Origin of the sequence: Enterovibrio calviensis DSM 14347 (assembly GCF_000621165.1) — a bacterium.
In the GTDB taxonomy this organism is placed as follows: domain Bacteria; phylum Pseudomonadota; class Gammaproteobacteria; order Enterobacterales; family Vibrionaceae; genus Enterovibrio; species Enterovibrio calviensis.
The window spans coordinates 113,404-133,658 of the sequence record NZ_KK211217.1 but is presented as its reverse complement, the minus strand read 5'-3'; the positions used below and the strand labels follow the sequence as shown (position 1 = coordinate 133,658).

The window sequence follows — 20,255 nt, the reverse complement described above, 5'->3', positions numbered from 1 at the left end:
TTTACTGATGCACGACATCAGTTACCAACCGCTCTTACAATTCTTATTTGTTTTTCGTCCGGTACTTCTTGATAAGAAAGTACGCGCAAAGACGGAATCGTGTTCTTAACAAACTTGGCCAAGGTAGAACGAAGAACGCCGGAAGTTAGCAATACAGCGGGTTCACCCTGAAGTTCCTGCTGCTGTGTTGCTTCGGAAAGACTTTGCTGTAAACGCTCTGCCAATCCAGGTTCAATTCCTGTGGACTCACCACCTGATGCCTGCATAGTTTTATGCAATATCTGTTCCAACTCAGGAACCAAGGTAATCACAGGAAGTTCGGGTTCTATACCATTGATTTCTTGTACGATTAGTCGCTTGAGAGAAATCCGTACAGCGGCAGTCAAAATGTCAGGATCTTGACTCTTCGGCGCATACTCTGAAAGCGTCTGAATAATGGTGCGGACATCGCGGATTGGGATGGCTTCGTTAAGCAGATTCTGCATCACTTTCACCACCGCCCCCAACGAGACAAGATCAGGGATAAGCCCTTCAACAAGTCGTGGCGCTTGCTTGGCAAGCATGTCGATAAGGTTCTGTGCTTCTTCATGACCGAGCAAGCGCTCAGCGTTGTTGGTCAACATTTGGCTGAGGTGCGTGGCGAGCACGGTGGCGGAATCCACCACGGTGTAACCCAACGCTTGGGCATGTTCACGCTGAGATTTTTCAATCCACACGGCCTCTAGATTGAACGCGGGATCAACCGTTGGTTCGCCGTCAATCGGGCCAAACACTTGGCCGGGGTTAATCGCCAATTCTTTGTCTGAACGAATATCCGCTTCGCCGACCGCGACACCCATTAAGGTAATGCGATAGCTGTTCGGTGGCAGCTCGAGGTTATCGCGAATGTGAACAGGTGGAATAAGGAAACCGAAGTCCTGCGACAGCTTCTTACGCACGCCTTTAACGCGATCCAGCAACTCGCCACCTTGGTCTCGGTCAACCATTGGTATTAGACGATAACCCACTTCCAAACCAATGACGTCCACAGGCTGTACGTCATCCCATGACAAATCTTTCGGTTTGGGTTTGATAAGCTCTTGTTTTGGCTTTTCTTCCGCAGCTTTTCTCGCATTATCTTGTTGCTTGGTTTTCCAGTATGCAAAACCGCCACACACTAAGGCCAACGTAAGAAACGGAACGTGAGGCATACCAGGAACAATACCCATCACCGTTAAAATACCGGTGGCAATGATCAGCGCTTTAGGGTTATCCACCAGCTGAAAGACAAGCTGCTGCCCCATGTCTTCGTCTGTATTTTGACGAGTCACCATGATGGCTGCGCCAATCGATAACAAAAGCGATGGAATTTGAGCAACAAGACCATCACCGATGGTCAGCAAGGTATAAATTTCGATGGCGTCAGAGAAGCTCACATTGTGCTGAACCATACCAATGGACAAGCCGCCAATGATGTTGATTGCCAGAATCAAGATACCCGCGATGGCATCGCCTTTTACGAATTTAGACGCACCGTCCATTGAACCGTAAAAGTCAGCTTCTTTCGTCACTTCCGAACGACGTGTCCGTGCTTGGTCTTGGTCAATCAATCCAGCATTCAAATCCGCATCAATCGCCATTTGTTTACCTGGCAAAGCGTCCAAGGTAAATCGAGCGCTCACCTCAGAAATACGGCCCGCACCTTTGGTGACAACCATAAAGTTAATGATCATCAAAATCAGGAAGACCACGAGACCAACGGCATAGTTACCGCCAATAACGACCGAACCAAAAGCGTCAATAACCTGACCCGCAGCGCCCGGCCCTTCATGACCATGGAGCAAAACCACACGTGTCGATGCCACGTTCAATGCAAGACGAAGCAAGGTCGCGATCAGAAGAACGGTAGGAAATGCTGCAAAATCGAGGGGTCTACGGGTGTAAATGGTGACCAAGAGAACAACGAGCGACAAGGCGATATTGAACGAGAAAAACATGTCGAGCAAGAAGGCGGGGACAGGCAAAATCACCATGGCCAACGCCGACAACACCAATATAGGTGCGCCAACAGCAGGCATCACGCCTAATTTGGCGGGGAGTTTTTGTTGTACCTTGTCGTAGAACGGCAAAGAAAGCTTCATGGGTCGTCTGTCGTCTCTGGGCTAAATCACTTTTTGTATCTAGCAAAAAACGAACCATGTTTTTTTGGCTTTTATTTCAGATAAATGGCGCTAGCTGCGCGTATTTCAATCGATTAGCGACGTAATTCTGTCGGTATCGGAAGCTGCTGTTCCGCCAAGGAGGTCGGTTTACGTCCGCGCCCTTTTTGGTACTGCTTAAGTTGGAAGACATAAGCGAGCAATTGTGCCACTGCCGCAAACAAACCGTCAGGAATTTGCTGCTCTAGCTCAGTGCTATAGTAGACCGCACGCGCTAGTGGTGGCGCAGGCACTATGCTGATGTCATGTTGAGCCGCAATCTCTCGAATTTTCAGCGCCATAAAGTCCGAACCTTTTGCCACCACCACAGGAGCTCGGTCAATTTTGCTGTCGTAACGCAGAGCCACCGAGTAGTGCTCGGGGTTGGTGATGACCACGTCAGCGGTTGGGACTTCAGCCATCATTCGGCGCTGCGCCATTTCACGCTGCAACATCCGGATACGGCCTTTTACTTCCGGTTTACCTTCTGTGTCTTTGTATTCGTCTTTTATTTCTTGTTTGGTCATCTTGAGCTGATCATTGTGTTGCCATATTTGGAATGGCACATCGATCGCGACCACCACCAATAAAGAGCAACAGATCAACAAGACAAAGTTCATCAAGATATCAAGCGCGTGATACAGATTGGTCGGGAAGGTTTCGATATTCAGCTGATAGAAGTCATCAATACTCACCAACATCAAATAGAACGCAACACCAGCGACCAACGCGACTTTTAAAATCGACTTGATCAGTTCGACCATGCTCTGCATGCCAAACATTCTTTTGATACCTTGGAGCGGGCTCATTTTAGACAGTTTGGGGCGCGCGGCTTCCCATGAAAACGAGACGCCCCCCAGCGCAGAAGCGCCGAGCAAGCCCGCCACAAACAGCATCAATAACACCGTGGCGAGTGGCCACGCGATGTGAAACATAGCGCCGTAGGCAATCAAGCCTAACGTAGTAACATCGAAAATCTCTTCTCGTGTGAGGGAGAAGAATTTCCGCATAATTTCCATCAGCGCTTCACCCACACTGCCGCCGAACCACATTAATGCGATAGCGCCAATGACCAATACCGCAACGGATGCCAGTTCTCTTGAGCGCGGTACTTGACCTTTTTCCCGCGCCTGCTGTCGCCTTCGGGGTGTGGCGTCTTCTGTGCGTTCTTGGCCGTCATTCTCTGCCACTAGGCACCTCCGCTCACATTACAGTCGAGGCGAATCAAATCACAGATGGCATTCACACCTGTGTCCCAGTGGTTCAAGTAATGCGGCAAGATCCCATTGAGCAAGTACATACAAATCATTAAGCCAACGAGCAAGGCAAACGAAAAACCCAAAGAGAAAATGTTCAACTGTGGCGCTGCACGGGTCATCACACCAAACGAGAGGTTTACGGTCAGCAAGGCAATAATACCTGCCAATGCCATGCCCAATGCGACGCTGAACATGATGCCAAACCAATTTGCAAGCGCACGATAGTCTGCCGATTGGAGCATTTCACCAATCGGTAAGCTCTTAAAACTCAGCACGACTAGGTTCAGCATTTGTAAATGTCCGTCGGTCGACAAGAACAACATGGTCGCGACAAACAGATAAAACTGACCAAGCAGGGGCGTATTCTGTCCGTTCGCGGGGTCAACCATGGAGGCGAAACCCAGGCTCGATTGCATACCAATGATTTGACCTAACAATACAAAGGTTTGCATGACAAACTGGGTGATCGTCCCCATGGCGACCCCAATCAACAGTTGCTGAGCGAGCACCACAAAACCACCAAAGGACACCAACTCAATCGAGCTTGGCACGCTGGGGATAGAGGGCATTACAGCGAACGTGATGGCCAGAGACAGGTACAAACGCACACGCACGGGCACAAAACGCGCGCCAAAGAATGTCATGGTCATCATCATGGCGGAGATGCGCGTCAATGGCCAAAAGAACTGGGCCATCCACTCGAGAATGATGTGTGCGGGATATTCCATGCGTCTTGCTCAGTCAATAAAGCAGCGTTGGAATTTCTTCCACCAGACGGATGAAATACTCCATGAGCATTCTCGTCATTGAATGCCCAAAGAACATCAACGCAACCAGCGTGGCGATAAGACGCGGCAAGAAACTGAGTGTTTGTTCATTGATAGAGGTTGCCGCTTGGAACACCGCAACAATCAAACCCACAATAAGACCGGGAATAATAATGGCGCAGACCATAACAAGGATGAGGTACAACGCATCTTGGAACAGTTCAACGAACGCTTCAGGTCCCATAACCCACTCCTACCCAAAACTGCCAGCGAGAGTCGACAAGATGAGGTTCCACCCGTCTACCAATACAAATAGCATGAGCTTAAACGGCAAGGACACGATCATGGGTGACAACATCATCATACCCATTGCCATTAATACCGATGCCACCACTAAGTCGATAATCAAAAAAGGCAGGAACAGCATGAAACCGATTTGGAATGCGGTTTTTAGCTCAGACGTAATGAACGCTGGGATCAACACCGTCATTGGCACCAGTTCTGGCTCTGTCGCGTCTGAACCTGACATGTTCACGAAGGTTTCTAAGTCTTTTACGCGGGTCTGCTTAAGCATAAATTCACGCAAAGGCACCTGCACACGGTCAAAGGCTTCACGAGAGCTGATTTCTTCATTCAAATACGGTTGAACCGCAGACACGTTCATTCGGTCAATAACCGGTGACATCACGAATAAGGTGAGGAACATGGCGATGCCAATGATGACCTGGTTTGACGGGGTTTGTTGCAAGCCCATGGCCTGACGCAATATCGACATCACCACCACGATACGGGTGAACGACGTCATAAGAATCACAATGGCGGGCAAAAATCCCAGTGCCGTCATCAGCGCCAGAATTTGCAATGTTACTGAGTAATCCTCGCCCCCATCAGGGTTCACCGTCATGGTCAGCGCAGGAATACCACCGCCACCATTCGTGGCTTGCATCATTGATGCTTCGCCAGCGCTATCGATTAAAGTCTCGGTCACGGTTTCCGCTGCTGGTGCAGGCTCTGCTTCCGCCAGTGCAAACGGCGTGACAAGAAAACAACAAAGCGCCAAAAATATGGCGCCGACAGATTTAAGACGCATCATTTTTCTTCAGAATGTTATTAAGTTGAGAGGAAAAGGACGGGCTCTGCTCTGGTTCAGCCATCGGCGTATCCAACGTTTTGAGTAGCGTGATTTGCTGAGATGTCACACCGACAAGCACTTGCTCACCGTTCACTTCCAGTACCACCACTCGCTCTTTTTGCCCAAGTGGGAGCTGGCTAACGACTTTGAGCCCTGCTTTCGCGCCCATCAGAGAAGGAACCTGCATACGCTTTAACATCCACGCCAACGCAAAGATCACACCGATCACGGCTAACAGTGCCGCGAAGGTCGTTGCGAGGTTCTCGCCAGTAGACGTTGCTGAATATGCGCTAGGCGCAAACACGAGTCCGATTGTCGTCAGTTGCAGGCGTGCCATTTTCTCTGTTAATCCCGATAAGTGTTGAGCTATTTACTGGGTTAAGCAAAATTCAGGCCGAAAAAAAAGCACGCCGAAATGAGCATGCTTTATTGAGGTATTTTGGTGAGCCCCTTTTTTTGAAAATCTAAGGGGTTAGCCGTTTAACGAAGCTTTTTAATACGCTCTGTTTGGCTTATAACGTCCGTCAATCGAATACCGAATTTGTCATTGACGACAACAACTTCACCGTGAGCAATAAGGGTACCGTTAACCAAAACATCCAACGATTCACCCGCTAGGCGATCCAACTCAACCACCGAACCTTGGTTCAATTGCAGTAAGTTTCGAATGTTAATATTGGTACGACCCACTTCCATGGAAATGGTCACCGGAATATCGAGAATAGCGTCGAGCTTACGGGCCTCATCGGCGTTGATCGGCGGAGCCTCATCAACCAATTCATCTAGCGGCGCTGTTTGAACGTCGTCTCCACCTTCAACTTCTGCTTGTTCAGCCAGTGCTGCAGCCCAATCGTCTTCTACGTCACTCATGATTATCTACCACATCGTGTTTGTTATTATTTGTCATCGCATTAGTCATCATCGGAGCGATCAAATTCGTCAAGATCATCACCCAACAGTACGATGTCGCTTTTCGCCACTTCAGGGCGTTTCAATTTCTCGGTGATCTTAAGGGCAAGGTTGTCATTTGCTTGCCCCATTTTCCCACGGAACGTCGGTAAGTCTTCAACGTAAATCGTGCATGCATCTGGCATTTTCACTGGAATCACATCCCCAGCTTCCAGTTCCATCAAATCACGCAATGAAAGTTGTGTTTCCAACAGCTTGGCGGTCAACTCAACTTCCACGTCCATCACTTCATCTTGTAGCGCTTTTGACCAACGAAGGTCGGTATCCATCTTGTCGCTTTGAATACCCGCATCAAGTAATTCGCGGATAGGCTCCACCATGGAGTAAGGCATGACCACGTGGAAATCACCACCGCCACCATCCAACTCGATGTGGAACGAGCTCACAACAATCACTTCTGTTGGGCTCACGATGTTCGCCATCGCAGGGTTCACTTCAGAGTCGAGGTACTCAAACTCTACTTTCATGACCGGCGCCCAAGCATCTTTGTAATCTTCAAAGACCAGTTTCAATAGCATTTGAATGACACGACGCTCAGTAGGCGTAAACTCGCGCCCTTCGATACGCGCATGGAATCGACCATCGCCACCGAAGAAGTTCTCCACCAATATAAATACCAGACGCGCTTCCATGGTCACCAATGACGTCCCTTTTAAAGGACGGAAGCGCACCATGTTCAAACTGGTTGGGACGAACAGGGTGTTTTGGTATTCACCAAATTTCACCATCTGAACGCCATTAATCGACACTTCAGCCGTTTTGCGCAGCATGTTAAACAAACTGATCCGCATATGACGTGCGAAACGCTCGTTAATCAGCTCCAGGGTGGGCATTCGCCCACGGACTATACGGTCTTGTGATGAGAAATCGAAATTGGAGGCGGCAGCGACATCGCCACCGTCCGTATCGGGTTCATCATCTTCTACATCGTCCACACCATGGAGAAGCGCATCAATTTCGTCTTGACTGAGAAGATCGGTCACATCGCACCTATTGCATTACAAAGCCAGTAAACAACACCCGCTCAACCACTGTTTTGCCGGTGACTTTTTCCATCGATGCCTGAACGGTATCGACAGCTTGTTTTCGGACTTCCACCTGTCCCTGCGGCGTTCGCAGTTGTTCCACGGTTGCAGCGCCAAACGTCGTTAGCAAACTGTGTTCAACCAGCGGCAAATTCTGCTTCGCCAATGTTTCGTTCTTGTCGCCACGCACCATCAACTGGACATTCACTTGTACCAATCTTTGTTGCGAGTCTCCCGTGACGTTAAAGACAAACGGTTGCGGCAAGGTCACATAAATCGCTTGAAGGTTCACCGGTTCGGCTTCTTCAATCACGATATCTTCTTGTTGTGCTGAGCCATCATCTCCCATCAAGAAGAAAAAGGCGCCCGCACCACCACCCAGTAACAAGACCGCTGCAAGGATGATAATAATGAGTTTCTTTTTACCACCGCCGCCGCCACCTGCTTCGATATCTTCATCTGCCATGACTCACCTTTTATTTAGTCGAATTCCACTTTCAAAACATACGCATTGAGAATGCTACATTAAGCATAATAGTCAACGCGATCTTTTGATGAGTTGACGTAGAGCTCATGGTTAACACTTGAACGATCTATCTCTTGATCACCTTCTCCGCGACCTAAAGACGATGAATCACTTTGTCCACCCGAACCGCCTTGCCCATTACCCTGCTGGGTTTGGCTTCCTGCGAAGGATTGTCGACCACCCGCATCTTGATGCTGTACAGACGATTGCGACAACTGCAAACCTTGTTGCTGCATCATTTCACGAAGGCGTGGCATAGATTGCTCCACCAATTCACGAGCCGCCTGATTTGCCACCGTAAATTGCACGTTGGCTTGATCTTGATTCATCGAGAGCTTGATCTGCATGCGACCAAGTTCCGGTGGGTCGAGGCGAATATCAACATGCTTGAGGTTTTTAGACAGCATCACATTCACTCGCTCAGACAGTGCGTTAGCCGCTTCTGCTTGGTTTTGGCTCATTTGAAGGGGACTCTGTGCAACGGTTGTGTCTAAACGTGCCGCTGTTGTCGAACCTTGATTACCAAAACTTGTTGCGAGTTGCTGTGCCAATTGATCTGTTTTCGCTTCTGGGCCAGAGCGCGTCGTTTCCGAAATGGCACTTGCTGTCGCTGCATCTAACGCCGGATTACCAGACGTGAGTTTAGGTTGAATCTCGCCCTGCACTGCTGGTGTCCATGGAATTGCTGCAAAAGCAGACATGGCGGTCGTGGCCTGCCCTTGCGCCGTCATCGGGTTAACTGCCGCCTGCACCGCTGTTGCGGCTTGTGTCATATTCACTTGCGATTGAGCGGCGACACCGCGTGGACCGAGTTCATTAAGCAAAGAAGCGGAATCACCATCCGCGGGCAATGAAGCAGCTTGCGCTCTCATCATTGCCTCTTGCTGACTTTTTGGCAGCAACTCAAACGGCACGCCGGTTTTCGCTAGCATTTCCGGTGAAACATCACCTTCTACCGTGGGTATCGTCGCTTTCGCTTCACTGTTAGCCACTATCGCGCCAGGCGCTGCCATTGCCGCGGCTAAGGCAGCACGTTCCGCGACAGACAAACTGTCTGGTGCTGACGCTGCCAGTTGCTCAGGTGTGACGGTATCAACCGCTGCTTTCGCTACACCCAAACCAGATTGTAGATTCACGCTATCTTCACTCAGCATCTCTGGTTTCAGATCAGCATCAGACAAGACGTGTTCCGTTAGCGCCGCTTTCTCTGCATCAGACACCAATGATTTCATGGCGACTGGCTGCCCGTTTTCCATTTTCATCACGGGCTTTTCTGAATTCACGATCGTTTCTTCCACGAGCGCATTTTGTTCGTTAACTTGCTTCATGCCTTGCTGGGCAAAGACAGCCTGCTTGGCCACGGCTTCAGCGTCAGCATCAGACGGCAAACTTTTGCCTTCTAGCACGGTTTTGGCTTCGTCACCGGATAACTCAGCGCCTTTGGCCTCAGGGTTAACATTGCTTTTCAATGCCTGATTAGATTCGTTAAGACGTGCTAAGAGCGCTTCGCCATCTTGCTTAGCAAATTGCTGTGTCGCGGGGGAATCCGATTTCTCTTTCGGCTGTTCACTTTTTAACGCCAATGCCGCATCTTCACTGACCTTGCTGTTTGCTAACTTACCGTCAACTGCATCGGTCAACTCACCTTCAGCGTCAAGATTTTCTCCCTCGAGCGCCAAAATATCGGCATCTTCACCAGCAGTTTCACCTTCTCCCGTTGCCATGCTTTTCAGCAAGACATCACTAATGGCTTCCTCACTGACAGCATCGCCTTTCGCCAACGCCGCATCGCTTGCTAAATCTGGCGTTTCACCATCACCAGAAACCAACTGCGCAAGTTGAGCGAAAAATCCTTCGCCTTCACTTTCAGAAACTTCCGGAGACAAAACGGCTTTGCCTTCGCCAAGAGGGGCTTTACTGCTTGAAACGCCTGAGAGTAAGAAACTGCTTTGGTTCATAGTGATCCCGCTTCAGAAACTTTGCTGTTAGAGGCCTGCACATAGTGGCTGACCATTCGTTACAAAGTATGAAGCAATTATCAGGCCAATTGGGGGAATAGACTTAGTAGCGAGCCTTCTGACGGGCATACGCGAGGGTGGCAAACTCATCCATTTGTTTTTGATCTAACCGCTCAGCCCGCATTTTTTCTTCGTTGAGGCGTTTTTCGATGAGCCATTCAAGGGAGCGCGTTTTCTGTCGACATTGCTGCCAATGTTCGCGGCAACGCTCAACATTATCTTCAAACTCGCTTGCCGCTTGGCGTTGTTTTGCCAGCGTTTCATCAAGCTGAACGATAAATCGATTCAAGTGGCCATAACTACTGGCGCTTAAACCCTGCTGACCACGCTCTGACATCTGGCGAAAATACTCAAGGCGATAGTGTTCAATCTGCTCGACCTGCACGTAATAGCCTTGCAACTCTTGCTGCGCAGAAACCAAGGTCAAATGTGCCTGATGCTCAGTGTTTTTGGCTTGTTCTATCAATAAGCTCATGGCGTTAGAAGACATATTTCACCTACTGTAGCGACGAGCGCAGCATGTTAACGCACATATCATAAGGCACCACATCTTTCATGCCTTGCTGCAGATAACCATCAAGGCGCGGCTTCAACGTAAACGCCTGATCAATGCCTTGATCGGTTCCCGGTTTATACGCGCCAATGGACACTAAATCCTGATTTTTTCGACAAACGGAGAGAATTTGCCGCACGGCACGCGCCATCAGCATATGCTCATCTGTCACGATATTTGGCATGACTCGGCTGACCGAACGTTCCACGTCAATTGCGGGGTAATGCCCTGCATCCGCCATTTCACGCGACAAGACAATGTGTCCATCAAGAATCGCTCGCGACGCATCGGCAATCGGATCTTGTAAATCATCACCTTCGGTAAGCACAGTGAAGAAAGCCGTGATTGACCCTTTACCTTCATCGCCATTTCCCGCGCGTTCTACGAGCGCAGGCAGTTTTGCAAATACAGAAGGTGGATAACCTTTTGTGGCTGGCGGCTCGCCGACCGACAACGCAATCTCACGTTGCGCCTGAGCAAAACGGGTTAACGAGTCCATCAGCAACAGCACATCTAAACCCTGATCGCGGAAGTATTCGGCGATGGTTAGTGCCGTTTGGCAGCCTTTTAAACGCATAAGAGGCGAAGCATCTGCTGGCGCGGCAATCACAACGGCGCGCTCTCGTCCCGCTTCACCGAGAATCTCATCAATGAATTCTTTAACTTCTCGTCCACGTTCACCAATCAAACCCACCACCACCACTTGTGCGGTGGTGCCTCGCGTCATCATGCCAAGCGTGACCGATTTACCAACACCGGAACCGGCAAACAAACCTATACGCTGGCCTTTGCCCACAGTGAGCAAACCGTTGATGGCCTTAATGCCCACGTCGAGCGGTGTATCGATAGGTTTTCTTGCCAGTGGATTAATCGCGGCAGGCGTAAACGATGCCGTTTGACCTGTAAAAATCTCGCCCAGCCCATCAAGGGGATTGCCCACGCCGTCAATGACTCGGCCTAGCAATTCGACACCGACAGGAATGCCCTGCTCTTCGGTCATTGGTGTGACACGTGCGCCGGGCATCACACCGGATATTTGTTCGCTTGGCATCAAGTACAAGGTATCACCAGAAAATCCAACCACTTCCGCTTCGATGTTGCCTTTAAGGGTTTCGACTTTGCATAAGCTGCCCACAGGCGCGCGGCAGCCAATGGCTTCTAGCGTCAAACCAACCACACGCACCAGTTTGCCAGAGGCAACCGGACGCATAGACAGATTGTCGAGGTTGAGTGCATCAAGTCTTTCAGACAGGCTGGCCATCATGCTCTCCGGCGTCACCTTGTGGGGAAGTGTTATCTGATGGTTCTTCTATTGGCGCAGCCGATGAAGTGTCTGCCTCAATGGTTGCAGGCTGTGCTTCTTCATCAACGATTGAATCTTGAACCTTTGCATTGTCGGCCGTCGAATCTTCGGCTAATACATCACTCTCTGGGGTGTCTTGTGTCGCGTCAGCGCTCACGACTTTATCGGCACCAAGAATCACCTCGGGCTGATCGTCGGGTACTTCTGGGTCACGGGAAACATTTTGCCCAAGAAAACGCGCCAATATCTGTTTCGTACGATCTTCCATGCGGTAATCGACCATGGAGTCACCACACGCGACTTGGATATCACCACGGTTCAAAGCAGGCTCGGCAATTAAACGCCATTCGCGATCGCGTAATGATGCTTCGCTATAGGCATTCATCACCACATCCAGATCTTCAGGCTGTAAGTAAATCGTGATTTGTCGGCCTGCCATTGGCAGCGCGTTCACGGCTTCACGCAAGGTATTGAGGATGATTTGGGGATTGGTCGTCACTTCAGTTTGAATCACGGCCTTAGCAAGGTGCACCACCATATCGACAACTTGTTGTTGCACTTGGTGATCCACTTGAACCAGCGGAAAAGCCAGCTTTTCAAGCATGGCGTCGAGGTGTTGGCAACGATTTTCAATCAATTGTTGCCCGTCACTCAGCCCTTGCTGGTAGCCTTCTTCTTTGCCTTTTTCGAAGCCTGATAACTTGCCTTCTTCGTAGCCCGTTTCGCGGCCTTCGTTGTATCCGGCTGTGCGCCCTTCTTCAATGCCTTCATCAACTGCGGATTGTCGGATTTCCTCCAACGCATCAGCGGTTAGCATTGTCAGTTCAAATTCTGGCTCAGCCGCTTCGTCAACAAGCTCAGGTGGCTCCCAGCTTGGGTCATAGTTCAGCGCCGTTTCTTTCGGTGTGCATTCTTCGTCCCCATAGCTGGGTAAAGACCAACGCTCTAAGGCGCTGTCTTGCTCTTCCGTAGCACGAATGTATCCACGACGACGATCTAAGCCCATGTTACTACCTTACCGTTAAACGATTTCTCTAACTGATGACGCGTCATTAGAGGAACTCGTCCGCACCGCCGCCACTTAGCATAATTTCGCCAGCGTCGGACAGTCGACGTGCGACAGAAAGAATTTCTTTCTGTGCTGCTTCTACATCGGACACACGAATAGGCCCCATGGCTTCCAAATCGTCTTGCAGCATTTCGGCAGCACGCTTGGACATGTTGGCAAAAATCTTGTCGCGTAAGCCTTCTTCTGCACCTTTGAGGGCTTTTTGAAGGGCTTCTTGCGGAACATCTTTGAGGATCGCCTGAATACCACGGTCGTCGACGTCCGACAGGTTGTCGAACACGAACATGAGATCCTGAATTTGCGAGGCCATTTCTTCGTCGTTCTGGCCTATTTGCTCCATCAACGCCGATTCCAGTGCATTGTCCATGTAGTTCATGATGTCTGCGGCTGCTTTCAGGCCACCAATTTTGGCCGCTTGCGCGCCTGCTTGACCCGCAAACTGTTTCTCCATGATTTCATTCAACTCATGCAATGCCGCTGGCTGAACTTCTTCAAGGTTGGCAATACGCATGACAAGGTCGAGCGCATCTCGTTCTGCAAACTGCGTCAAGATTTCCGCAGACTGTTCGGGCTCTAGGTAAGAAAGCACGATGGTTTGAATCTGAGGGTGCTCGTTGAGAATAATGGTCGCCACCTGACGTGGGTCCATCCATTTGAGCGAGTCGAGACCTTTCGATCCGCTTCCCAACAAGATTTGATCAACGAGGTTGTTAGCTTTGTCTTCGCCCAGTGCCGCCATTAAGGCATTACGCACGAAGTCTTCACTGCCCATACCAATAGACGTGAAGCGCTGAATATCTTCAAGAAACCCGCGATGGACTGCTGCAAGCATTTCCTGACTCAGATCTTTCATCTGAGTCATGGCACCGCCCACCTTTTGCACCTGCTTAGGTTCTAAATGTCGAATAATACTGGCGGCATCCTGCTCAGTGAGACTCAGCAGTAAAATGGCTGCTTTATCAATCCCAGACAGTTGGGTAATGTCGAATTCTTTACCCGACCCGTTATCATCATCTCTAGCCATCTTCACTCACCCAGCTTTTCACGACCTGCGCAGCAAGATCTGGTTCATTAGCAACCAACGCTCGAACAGCTTTGAGCAGGTCTTCGTCTTTATGTAAATCAGGCAAATTGAGATTGGACGAGCTCATGCCAAAGCTGCCAGAGCCATCCAAATCCGCACCAATCAATCCGATGTCATCATCAGGGCTGAGCGGCAAACCATCAGGGCCCAGCATTTCGCCATTAGGCCCAAGCATAGAATCGTCTTCTTTTGCTGGGTTAATCAGTTTCGACAAGGCCGGACGAATCAGCACCAAGACCACAACAATCACAACCAGCGCAGCGGCAAGCCAGCGTACCCAGTCATTGAAGTTCTCATGTTCCCAAATCGGCACTTCACCCAGCGCTTCCACTTCTGGAATCGCAAACGGTACGGCAATCACATCAAGCACATCACCGCGCATTTCTGAGTAACCAACACCACCAATCAATAAACGGCGGATCTTCTGAAGCTCAGGTTCGCCGACGGGTGTACGGGTGATCTCGCCCGTATCAGGGTTCGCACTTGAAATATAATCCACTGCCACTGACACCGTTTGTCTCGCGACTGTCCCGGTTTGCGCGCGGCGGTGGCTGATCGTCGTGTCTAGTTCATAGTTTCGCGTAGCTTCTCGACTCAATGAGCCTTTGTCACCTGCGCCACCATTCTTTAAATCTTGTACATCTTCAGGAATTGCTGCGTCAGCGGGCGGCTGATTACTCAAAGCACCTGGGATACCCGCCACGTAATCGCTGTTGTTGTAGTTCTCACGAGTGTATTCACTTCGCGTTGATGACGTCGCTGGGTCAAAGCGCTTACGGGTTTCTTCGACCGCGCTGAAATCCATGGTGACATCGACTTGTGAGGTGTAGTTACCCAACCCAAGAACGGGGATCAAAATCGAATCAATTTTCTCGCGAAGCGCTTGTTCCTGCTTGCGCTCCAACTCATATTCTTTGCGGCGTTGCGAGGCCATCGAACTTTCGTTGCCAGAGCTGAGCAAACGGCCGTGTTGGTCTGTTACCGTCACACGAGAAGGTTTCAAGCTCGGAACAGCAGAGGCCACCATATCAACAATGGAATCGACTTCTTCTTGTCCCAACTGGGTGGTACCACGCACGGTAAGAAAAACAGTGGCAGAGGCTTCTTGGTTGTGGCGAACAAACACACTTTGCTTTGGCATGGCCAGCAAGACGCGTGCTTTGCTAACAGCACGAATTTTTTCAATAGCGGCGGCAAGTTGACGCTCGCGACTCAGCTTAAGACGCTCACGCTCAAGTTGTTGAGAGACACCAAAGCCCATGTCTTGCAACAATATATCGTCGCCCTCTTCTCGTGCTGCGTTGAGACCCGCACGGCTGAGGTTAAGTTTGATGCTGGAGTATTCTTTCACTGGAACGCGAATAGTATTGCCTTCCAGTTGATAGTCGGTTTTCTGTGCGTCGAGGTGGTCGAGGATTGGGATCAGCTCTTCGGTCTCGTAGGAACCGAGCGGGCGCATTTCCGGCTCCTGCACCCAAATAAACAGCAGTGCTAGCAAGGCTAGGCAGATTACAACAGATGCAACCAAGATCAGTTGACGCGCGATATCTATGCCTCCCAGTGGACCACTGGAGGGCGAAACATCACGTTCCATTAAATCAGGATCTTGTAACGCAGAGCCACCATCAGACGCCATCGGCAATGCTGCGGCGTTATCTGATACGGCTAGTTGCGTTTTATCACTATCGTCTGCCACGGTTACTTCCTAACTTATACAGGCATGTTCATCAATTCTTTATAAGCTTCAACGAGCTTATTACGTGTTTGGACGGTTGCATCAAACGCCACGCTTGATTTGTTTCTCGCTAGCATCACATCCGCCAAGCTGACGCTGCGGTCACCTTGATCAAAACGCGTTGCTAATTCTCCTGACGATTTTTGCAAGCCATTGACCGTGTTAATGGCAGTAGACAAGAGTTCACCAAAATCTTGTGAGACTTGCTGGCCAGTGGCAGGGCGACCCACATTCTGCGCGTCTAATGCCATTGCTTGCATTTCGTGCTGCATCGGGTTGATTTTCATGGTCCATCCTCACTGTCAAAACTTTGGCAATCTACGCCGTATAAAGGCTTGCGGTTCATCTGACTATTATTTATGCAATTTATGCGCCAAAAAATTATACGCATTAACTGACTAAAAAGCATCGCTTTACTGCGGAATGTCGATTCCCGCATCACGCATCTTGGCGAGCTTATAACGTAAGGTTCTCGGGCTGATGCCTAATCGCTCAGCGACGTCTTTCCGACGCCCTTCACAGGCACGGATGGTATCGAGAATAATCGCGAACTCTTGCTCTCGCAGTTCACCACCCAGGCTTTCATTTGCATCGCTGCTGGTGTTTGCCATCGGTAATTTGGTTGGGATAGCTTGCGGCTGAATTCGGGGTTCGGCGACATCATTACGTGCCACCAAGGTTTGTAGGCTCCCAGCGTCTTGCCAATCAATGCCTTCAAGCAAAATATCGTTCGCCAGTATTTTGTCTTGCTGACAAAGGATCAATGCGCGTTGCATGACATTGTCGAGTTCACGAACATTACCCGGCCAGCGGTACATCCCCAACTTTTCTACCGCGCAAGGCTCAAGCGTTGGCGCAGGTTGGCCTAGCTTGCTGCAATGGCGCTGAAGCAGGTGTTCGGCCAATGGAAGAATATCGCCCGGACGCTCACAAAGCGGTAACCATGAAATTGGGAATACGTTCAGGCGGTAGTACAAATCTTCACGGAAGTTACCTTCCTCGACGTACTGACGAAGATCTCGGTTACTGGTTGCCAGCACACGAACATCTAGCTTGATGCTCTTGCGGCTTCCCAAGCGCTCAACTTCACGCTCTTGCAACACACGCAGCAACTTGGCTTGCAGGGACATGTCCATTTCGCTGATTTCATCAAGCAAGATGGTGCCACCCTGCGCTTGCTCAAATTTACCTGGGCACGCTTGAACAGCGCCGGTGAATGCGCCTTTCTCATAACCAAATAAGGTCGCTTCAAGCATGTTTTCAGGAATAGCCGCACAGTTGATTGCGACAAACGGGCCATTCACTCGCAACGATTGGCGGTGAATATGACGTGCCATGACTTCTTTACCGGAACCACTTGGCCCCAATATCATCACATTGGCATCTGTCTTAGCGACTTTGTCAGCCAGCGCAATGAGAGCCTGACTTTTTGGATCCGCCACAACCGCATCGGTGTTATCCGCTTTCACCGGGGCGTATCGGCTCACCATGTTTAACAGTACTTCTGGTGCAAAAGGTTTTGCCATGTAATCAATGGCGCCTTCCTTCATGGCGGCAACCGCATCTTGAATGTTCGCGTAGGCCGTCATCAATAGAACAGGCAGCTTGGGATGGTTAAGCTTGATATTTCTCAGCAGCCCTAAGCCATCCATACCGGCCATTTGGACATCAGAAACCACAATATCAACGCTTTCTTGCTTAAGCAGCAGTAAAGCTTGCTCCGCACTGTCTGCTTCCACCCACTGATAACCCGCCAAGGCCAGTGTATCAACTAAGGCTTCACGCAATCCTTCATCATCTTCAACGATAAGTACTTTGCTTTGATTCATTGTGCTTCTCCTGATACCTGTTGCTGCTCGATATCGATATGTTCTGCCAATGGCAGACAGAGTGTAAAACAGGCACCCTGTCCCGGTTGAGATTGCAATGTCAGCCTGCCTTTATGCGCATGGCAGACCATTTGTACAACGGCAAGCCCAAGGCCAGTGCCTTGCTGTCGCGTTGTGAAAAAAGGTTCAAGTATTTTGCTTTGTAGTTCTTCGGCGATTCCCGGGCCGTTATCAGCGACGGACAGAAATATCTGTCCCCCCATCTCGCGCACATCAACCACCACTTTGCAGTCTTTACCCGCCACTTGAATGGCATTCACCACCAAATTGGATAATGCACTGGCGAGCGCATTCACGTTGCCAAGCAGTTGATGAGATTCATCATCGCAATTGATTGCAAAGTCGACGTTTTGGTTGCTCACCAACGCTTCGACCATGGGTTCAAATTCGTTGAGCAGATGCTCCAAGGTGAAGTGACTGACCACTTTGTTGTCACCGCCCTTCGCGAACAACAGCATGTCATTCACTTGTTTTTCGAGATCATGAAGCCTGTCCACCAGCTTGAGCTGAAAACGCTTTCGGGTTGGCTCATTGAGATTTGCGGCACCTAAATTGGCGGCATATAGCAGTGCGCTCGAAAGTGGCGTTCTCACTTGATGTGCCAACGACGCGACCATTTTCCCAAGCGACGATAAACGCTGAAGGTCACTGAATCGAGATTGCAGTAAACGTGTTTCTGTCATATCAGTGATCAATATCAGCTGACCAGAGGCTGATGCTGATATGGCAAGTTTCACACGGCGACCATCACGGAGTGAGACCTCGTGACCATCGTCTTCTCGCGGTGAAAACGCTCGATTAATCACATCCACCCACCGCTCTTCTTCTAGCGGTGCACCAAGCAAACGGTGTGCTTCGGGATTGGCTTCAGCGACGCGGCCGAAAGGATCAAGCAAGATGACACCCGCAGGCATCACATCTAGCACTTGTTTGTATCGTAGAACCTGTTGATCGACGGTTCCGAGTGGCGAATTTTTGGCTTCCATGATCCTATACTTTCAGCTCTATATTTCTGACGCTGAACAGCACTAAGCAGAAAATGTGCCAATAAATAGACAAATAGAATCAATAGGTTAGTGGTTGAGGCAATAAAAAAGCGAAGTCATTTTTTTGACTTCGCTTATTAATTGAACAAGTTATCGCGCTGTGAGGTTAAGCAATGTCTTCTTTGGTGAGACTATACTTGCGCATTTTTTCGACCAATGTCGTGCGGCGCATACCAAGCATATCCGCTGCGCGAGCAACAATGCCCATTTGCGCCTCCAAAGCTTGGCGAATCATATCAACTTCGAGATCAGCAAGTAACGCTTTGAGATCAACGCCTTCTGGAGGTAACCCTGTCGGTGCTGCAGTCGGCGCAAAACCAGGCATGTCTTCTTCAAAATCATCCATCGCAAAGACCGCATGCAACGCTTCTCGCTCCATGGCTTCACAATCTTCAACATGAACAAACTGCTCGGGCTGAAACTCGGGAATATCACTGTAACGGTATTTCTTCGGCAAACGGTTTACATCAACCATTTGACCCGGGTACAGAATAACCATGCGTTCGATAAGATTCGCCAACTCACGAACGTTACCCGGCCAATCATGTTCAACCAACGATGCGATAGCGCGCGGTGTTAAATGAACCTGATTGCCACCTTCAGATTCCAGGCGCGTCATCAATTCTTGGATCAGCAATGGAATATCTTCCATTCGCTCTCTAAGCGCTGGCATTTCAATTGGGAAAACATTCAAACGATAGAAGAGATCTTCACGGAACGAGCCTTCTTCAATCATGGTATCGAGATTACGGTGAGTCGCGGCGACAACGCGCACGTTAGACTGAATGGTTTTATTCCCACCCACACGCTCGAAACAACGCTCTTGCAACACACGAAGCAGTTTTACCTGCATTGGCTGGGGCATATCACCGATTTCATCAAGAAACAGTGTGCCACCTTCAGCAAGCTCAAAACGTCCTTTACGGGCTGATATCGCTCCTGTAAATGCGCCTTTCTCATGGCCAAACAATTCACTTTCAAGTAGCTCTGGTGGGATCGCTCCACAGTTAACAGGCACAAACGGCCCTTTGCCACGCAATGAATGGTAGTGAATGTTTCGTGCAACCACTTCTTTACCCGTACCTGATTCACCAAGAATCAACACGCTAGCATCGGTACCTGCCACTTGTTCAATCAAATGACGGACATCACTGATGGCCGAACTGCGACCGACCATGCTGCGGAACAAAGTGTTCTTACGGCTAAGTTGTGGAATGTTAAATGCTTGTTTACCCGAGAATTCCTGACAATGTCTTAATGCATCTGACAGTTGCGGATAATTCAACGGCAACTCCAGCTCGCCAACAAAGTTAGGCAAGCCGGACAATTCTGTTTTATGTTTTGCTAGCGCGATAACCGGAATGTGGTTATTGATAGCCAGGTTATCGAGTACCTGGGATAAACGCTGAGGTGAGTGAACATTACCTAAGAAACAGGCTCCCTCTGCCTGCTTCCAGTGCGAATCATTTAGCTCAGTGGTTGAACATAGCAGGTATTGCTCACCAATAAACTCCAAGATAACGCCTACATCGTGACGAAACTTTTCATCATCTTCGATTACAAGAATCTTCGTTAAACCTTGCATGTGTGAGATATATCTGCCCCAAAAACCATCTGTGACATCGACGAGCACGAGCGCTCCACGACCGATTAATCCAGCTATTGTAGTTATTGCTTGGTATAAGGCAACAAGAGACACCATA

The 20,255-nt window shown here is 49.7% G+C and carries 19 protein-coding genes; all 19 read right to left on the bottom strand.

Going from position 1 to position 20,255, the window contains the following annotated elements; genetic code table 11:
• Window positions 1-17: 17 nt before the first annotated feature.
• The 19 genes from flhA to Q365_RS0118710 all read right to left on the bottom strand — a co-directional run bounded on the left by flhA (window position 18) and on the right by Q365_RS0118710 (window position 20,137).
• Window positions 18-2,120 carry a flagellar biosynthesis protein FlhA gene (flhA, locus tag Q365_RS0118800; RefSeq protein WP_028024789.1) on the bottom strand — a complete coding sequence of 701 codons (2,103 nt, stop codon included), beginning with the start codon at window positions 2,118-2,120 and terminating at the stop codon, window positions 18-20.
• Between the two features lie 113 nt (window positions 2,121-2,233).
• Window positions 2,234-3,367 carry a flagellar biosynthesis protein FlhB gene (flhB, locus tag Q365_RS0118795; protein WP_028024788.1) on the bottom strand — a complete coding sequence of 378 codons (1,134 nt, stop codon included), beginning with the start codon at window positions 3,365-3,367 and terminating at the stop codon, window positions 2,234-2,236.
• On the bottom strand, window positions 3,367-4,164 hold the full coding sequence (gene fliR / locus Q365_RS0118790) for a flagellar biosynthetic protein FliR (protein ID WP_028024787.1): 798 nt from the start codon (window positions 4,162-4,164) through the stop codon (window positions 3,367-3,369). The genes flhB and fliR overlap by 1 nt, the downstream gene beginning before the upstream one ends.
• A 13-nt stretch (window positions 4,165-4,177) precedes the next feature.
• Window positions 4,178-4,447: a flagellar biosynthesis protein FliQ gene (gene fliQ / locus Q365_RS0118785; RefSeq protein WP_028024786.1), complete on the bottom strand. Its 270-nt coding sequence runs from the start codon at window positions 4,445-4,447 to the stop codon at window positions 4,178-4,180.
• Window positions 4,448-4,456: 9 nt separating this feature from the next.
• Window positions 4,457-5,293 carry a flagellar type III secretion system pore protein FliP gene (gene fliP / locus Q365_RS0118780; protein WP_028024785.1) on the bottom strand — a complete coding sequence of 279 codons (837 nt, stop codon included), beginning with the start codon at window positions 5,291-5,293 and terminating at the stop codon, window positions 4,457-4,459.
• Window positions 5,283-5,672 (bottom strand): flagellar biosynthetic protein FliO, encoded by a 390-nt coding sequence (fliO, locus tag Q365_RS0118775; RefSeq protein ID WP_028024784.1) that lies wholly within the window; start codon window positions 5,670-5,672, stop codon window positions 5,283-5,285. Before fliO ends, fliP begins: the two co-directional genes overlap by 11 nt.
• Before the next feature lie 143 nt (window positions 5,673-5,815).
• A complete protein-coding gene (fliN, locus tag Q365_RS0118770; protein ID WP_016960137.1) occupies window positions 5,816-6,205 on the bottom strand; it encodes a flagellar motor switch protein FliN in 390 nt (129 codons plus the stop codon).
• Between the two features lie 41 nt (window positions 6,206-6,246).
• Window positions 6,247-7,287 (bottom strand): flagellar motor switch protein FliM, encoded by a 1,041-nt coding sequence (gene fliM, locus Q365_RS0118765; protein WP_028024783.1) that lies wholly within the window; start codon window positions 7,285-7,287, stop codon window positions 6,247-6,249.
• A 7-nt stretch (window positions 7,288-7,294) separates the two neighbouring features.
• On the bottom strand, window positions 7,295-7,795 hold the full coding sequence (gene fliL, locus Q365_RS0118760) for a flagellar basal body-associated protein FliL (RefSeq protein WP_028024782.1): 501 nt from the start codon (window positions 7,793-7,795) through the stop codon (window positions 7,295-7,297).
• Window positions 7,796-7,854: 59 nt separating this feature from the next.
• Window positions 7,855-9,813 carry a flagellar hook-length control protein FliK gene (locus Q365_RS0118755; protein ID WP_028024781.1) on the bottom strand — a complete coding sequence of 653 codons (1,959 nt, stop codon included), beginning with the start codon at window positions 9,811-9,813 and terminating at the stop codon, window positions 7,855-7,857.
• 103 nt (window positions 9,814-9,916) lie between these two features.
• Window positions 9,917-10,363 (bottom strand): flagellar export protein FliJ, encoded by a 447-nt coding sequence (gene fliJ, locus Q365_RS0118750; RefSeq protein ID WP_028024780.1) that lies wholly within the window; start codon window positions 10,361-10,363, stop codon window positions 9,917-9,919.
• A gap of 7 nt (window positions 10,364-10,370) precedes the next feature.
• Window positions 10,371-11,687, bottom strand: coding sequence for a flagellar protein export ATPase FliI (gene fliI, locus Q365_RS0118745; protein ID WP_028024779.1), 1,317 nt, complete (start codon window positions 11,685-11,687; stop codon window positions 10,371-10,373).
• Window positions 11,671-12,735, bottom strand: coding sequence for a flagellar assembly protein FliH (gene fliH, locus Q365_RS0118740; RefSeq protein ID WP_028024778.1), 1,065 nt, complete (start codon window positions 12,733-12,735; stop codon window positions 11,671-11,673). The genes fliI and fliH overlap by 17 nt, the downstream gene beginning before the upstream one ends.
• A gap of 46 nt (window positions 12,736-12,781) precedes the next feature.
• The gene (gene fliG, locus Q365_RS0118735) at window positions 12,782-13,822 is read right to left on the bottom strand and encodes a flagellar motor switch protein FliG (RefSeq protein WP_028024777.1); all 1,041 of its coding nucleotides are present in this window, start codon (window positions 13,820-13,822) and stop codon (window positions 12,782-12,784) included.
• Complete coding sequence (fliF, locus tag Q365_RS0118730; RefSeq protein ID WP_028024776.1) at window positions 13,815-15,578, bottom strand: flagellar basal-body MS-ring/collar protein FliF; 1,764 nt, start codon at window positions 15,576-15,578, stop codon at window positions 13,815-13,817. The genes fliG and fliF overlap by 8 nt, the downstream gene beginning before the upstream one ends.
• A gap of 14 nt (window positions 15,579-15,592) precedes the next feature.
• Window positions 15,593-15,904: a flagellar hook-basal body complex protein FliE gene (gene fliE, locus Q365_RS0118725; protein WP_028024775.1), complete on the bottom strand. Its 312-nt coding sequence runs from the start codon at window positions 15,902-15,904 to the stop codon at window positions 15,593-15,595.
• Window positions 15,905-16,030: 126 nt separating this feature from the next.
• Window positions 16,031-17,446: a sigma-54-dependent transcriptional regulator gene (locus Q365_RS0118720; RefSeq protein WP_028024774.1), complete on the bottom strand. Its 1,416-nt coding sequence runs from the start codon at window positions 17,444-17,446 to the stop codon at window positions 16,031-16,033.
• Window positions 17,443-18,492, bottom strand: coding sequence for a sensor histidine kinase (locus Q365_RS0118715; protein WP_028024773.1), 1,050 nt, complete (start codon window positions 18,490-18,492; stop codon window positions 17,443-17,445). The genes Q365_RS0118720 and Q365_RS0118715 overlap by 4 nt, the downstream gene beginning before the upstream one ends.
• Before the next feature lie 166 nt (window positions 18,493-18,658).
• Entirely contained in the window at window positions 18,659-20,137 is a 1,479-nt protein-coding gene (locus Q365_RS0118710) for a sigma-54 dependent transcriptional regulator (RefSeq protein WP_028024772.1), read from the bottom strand.
• Window positions 20,138-20,255 lie beyond the last annotated feature (118 nt).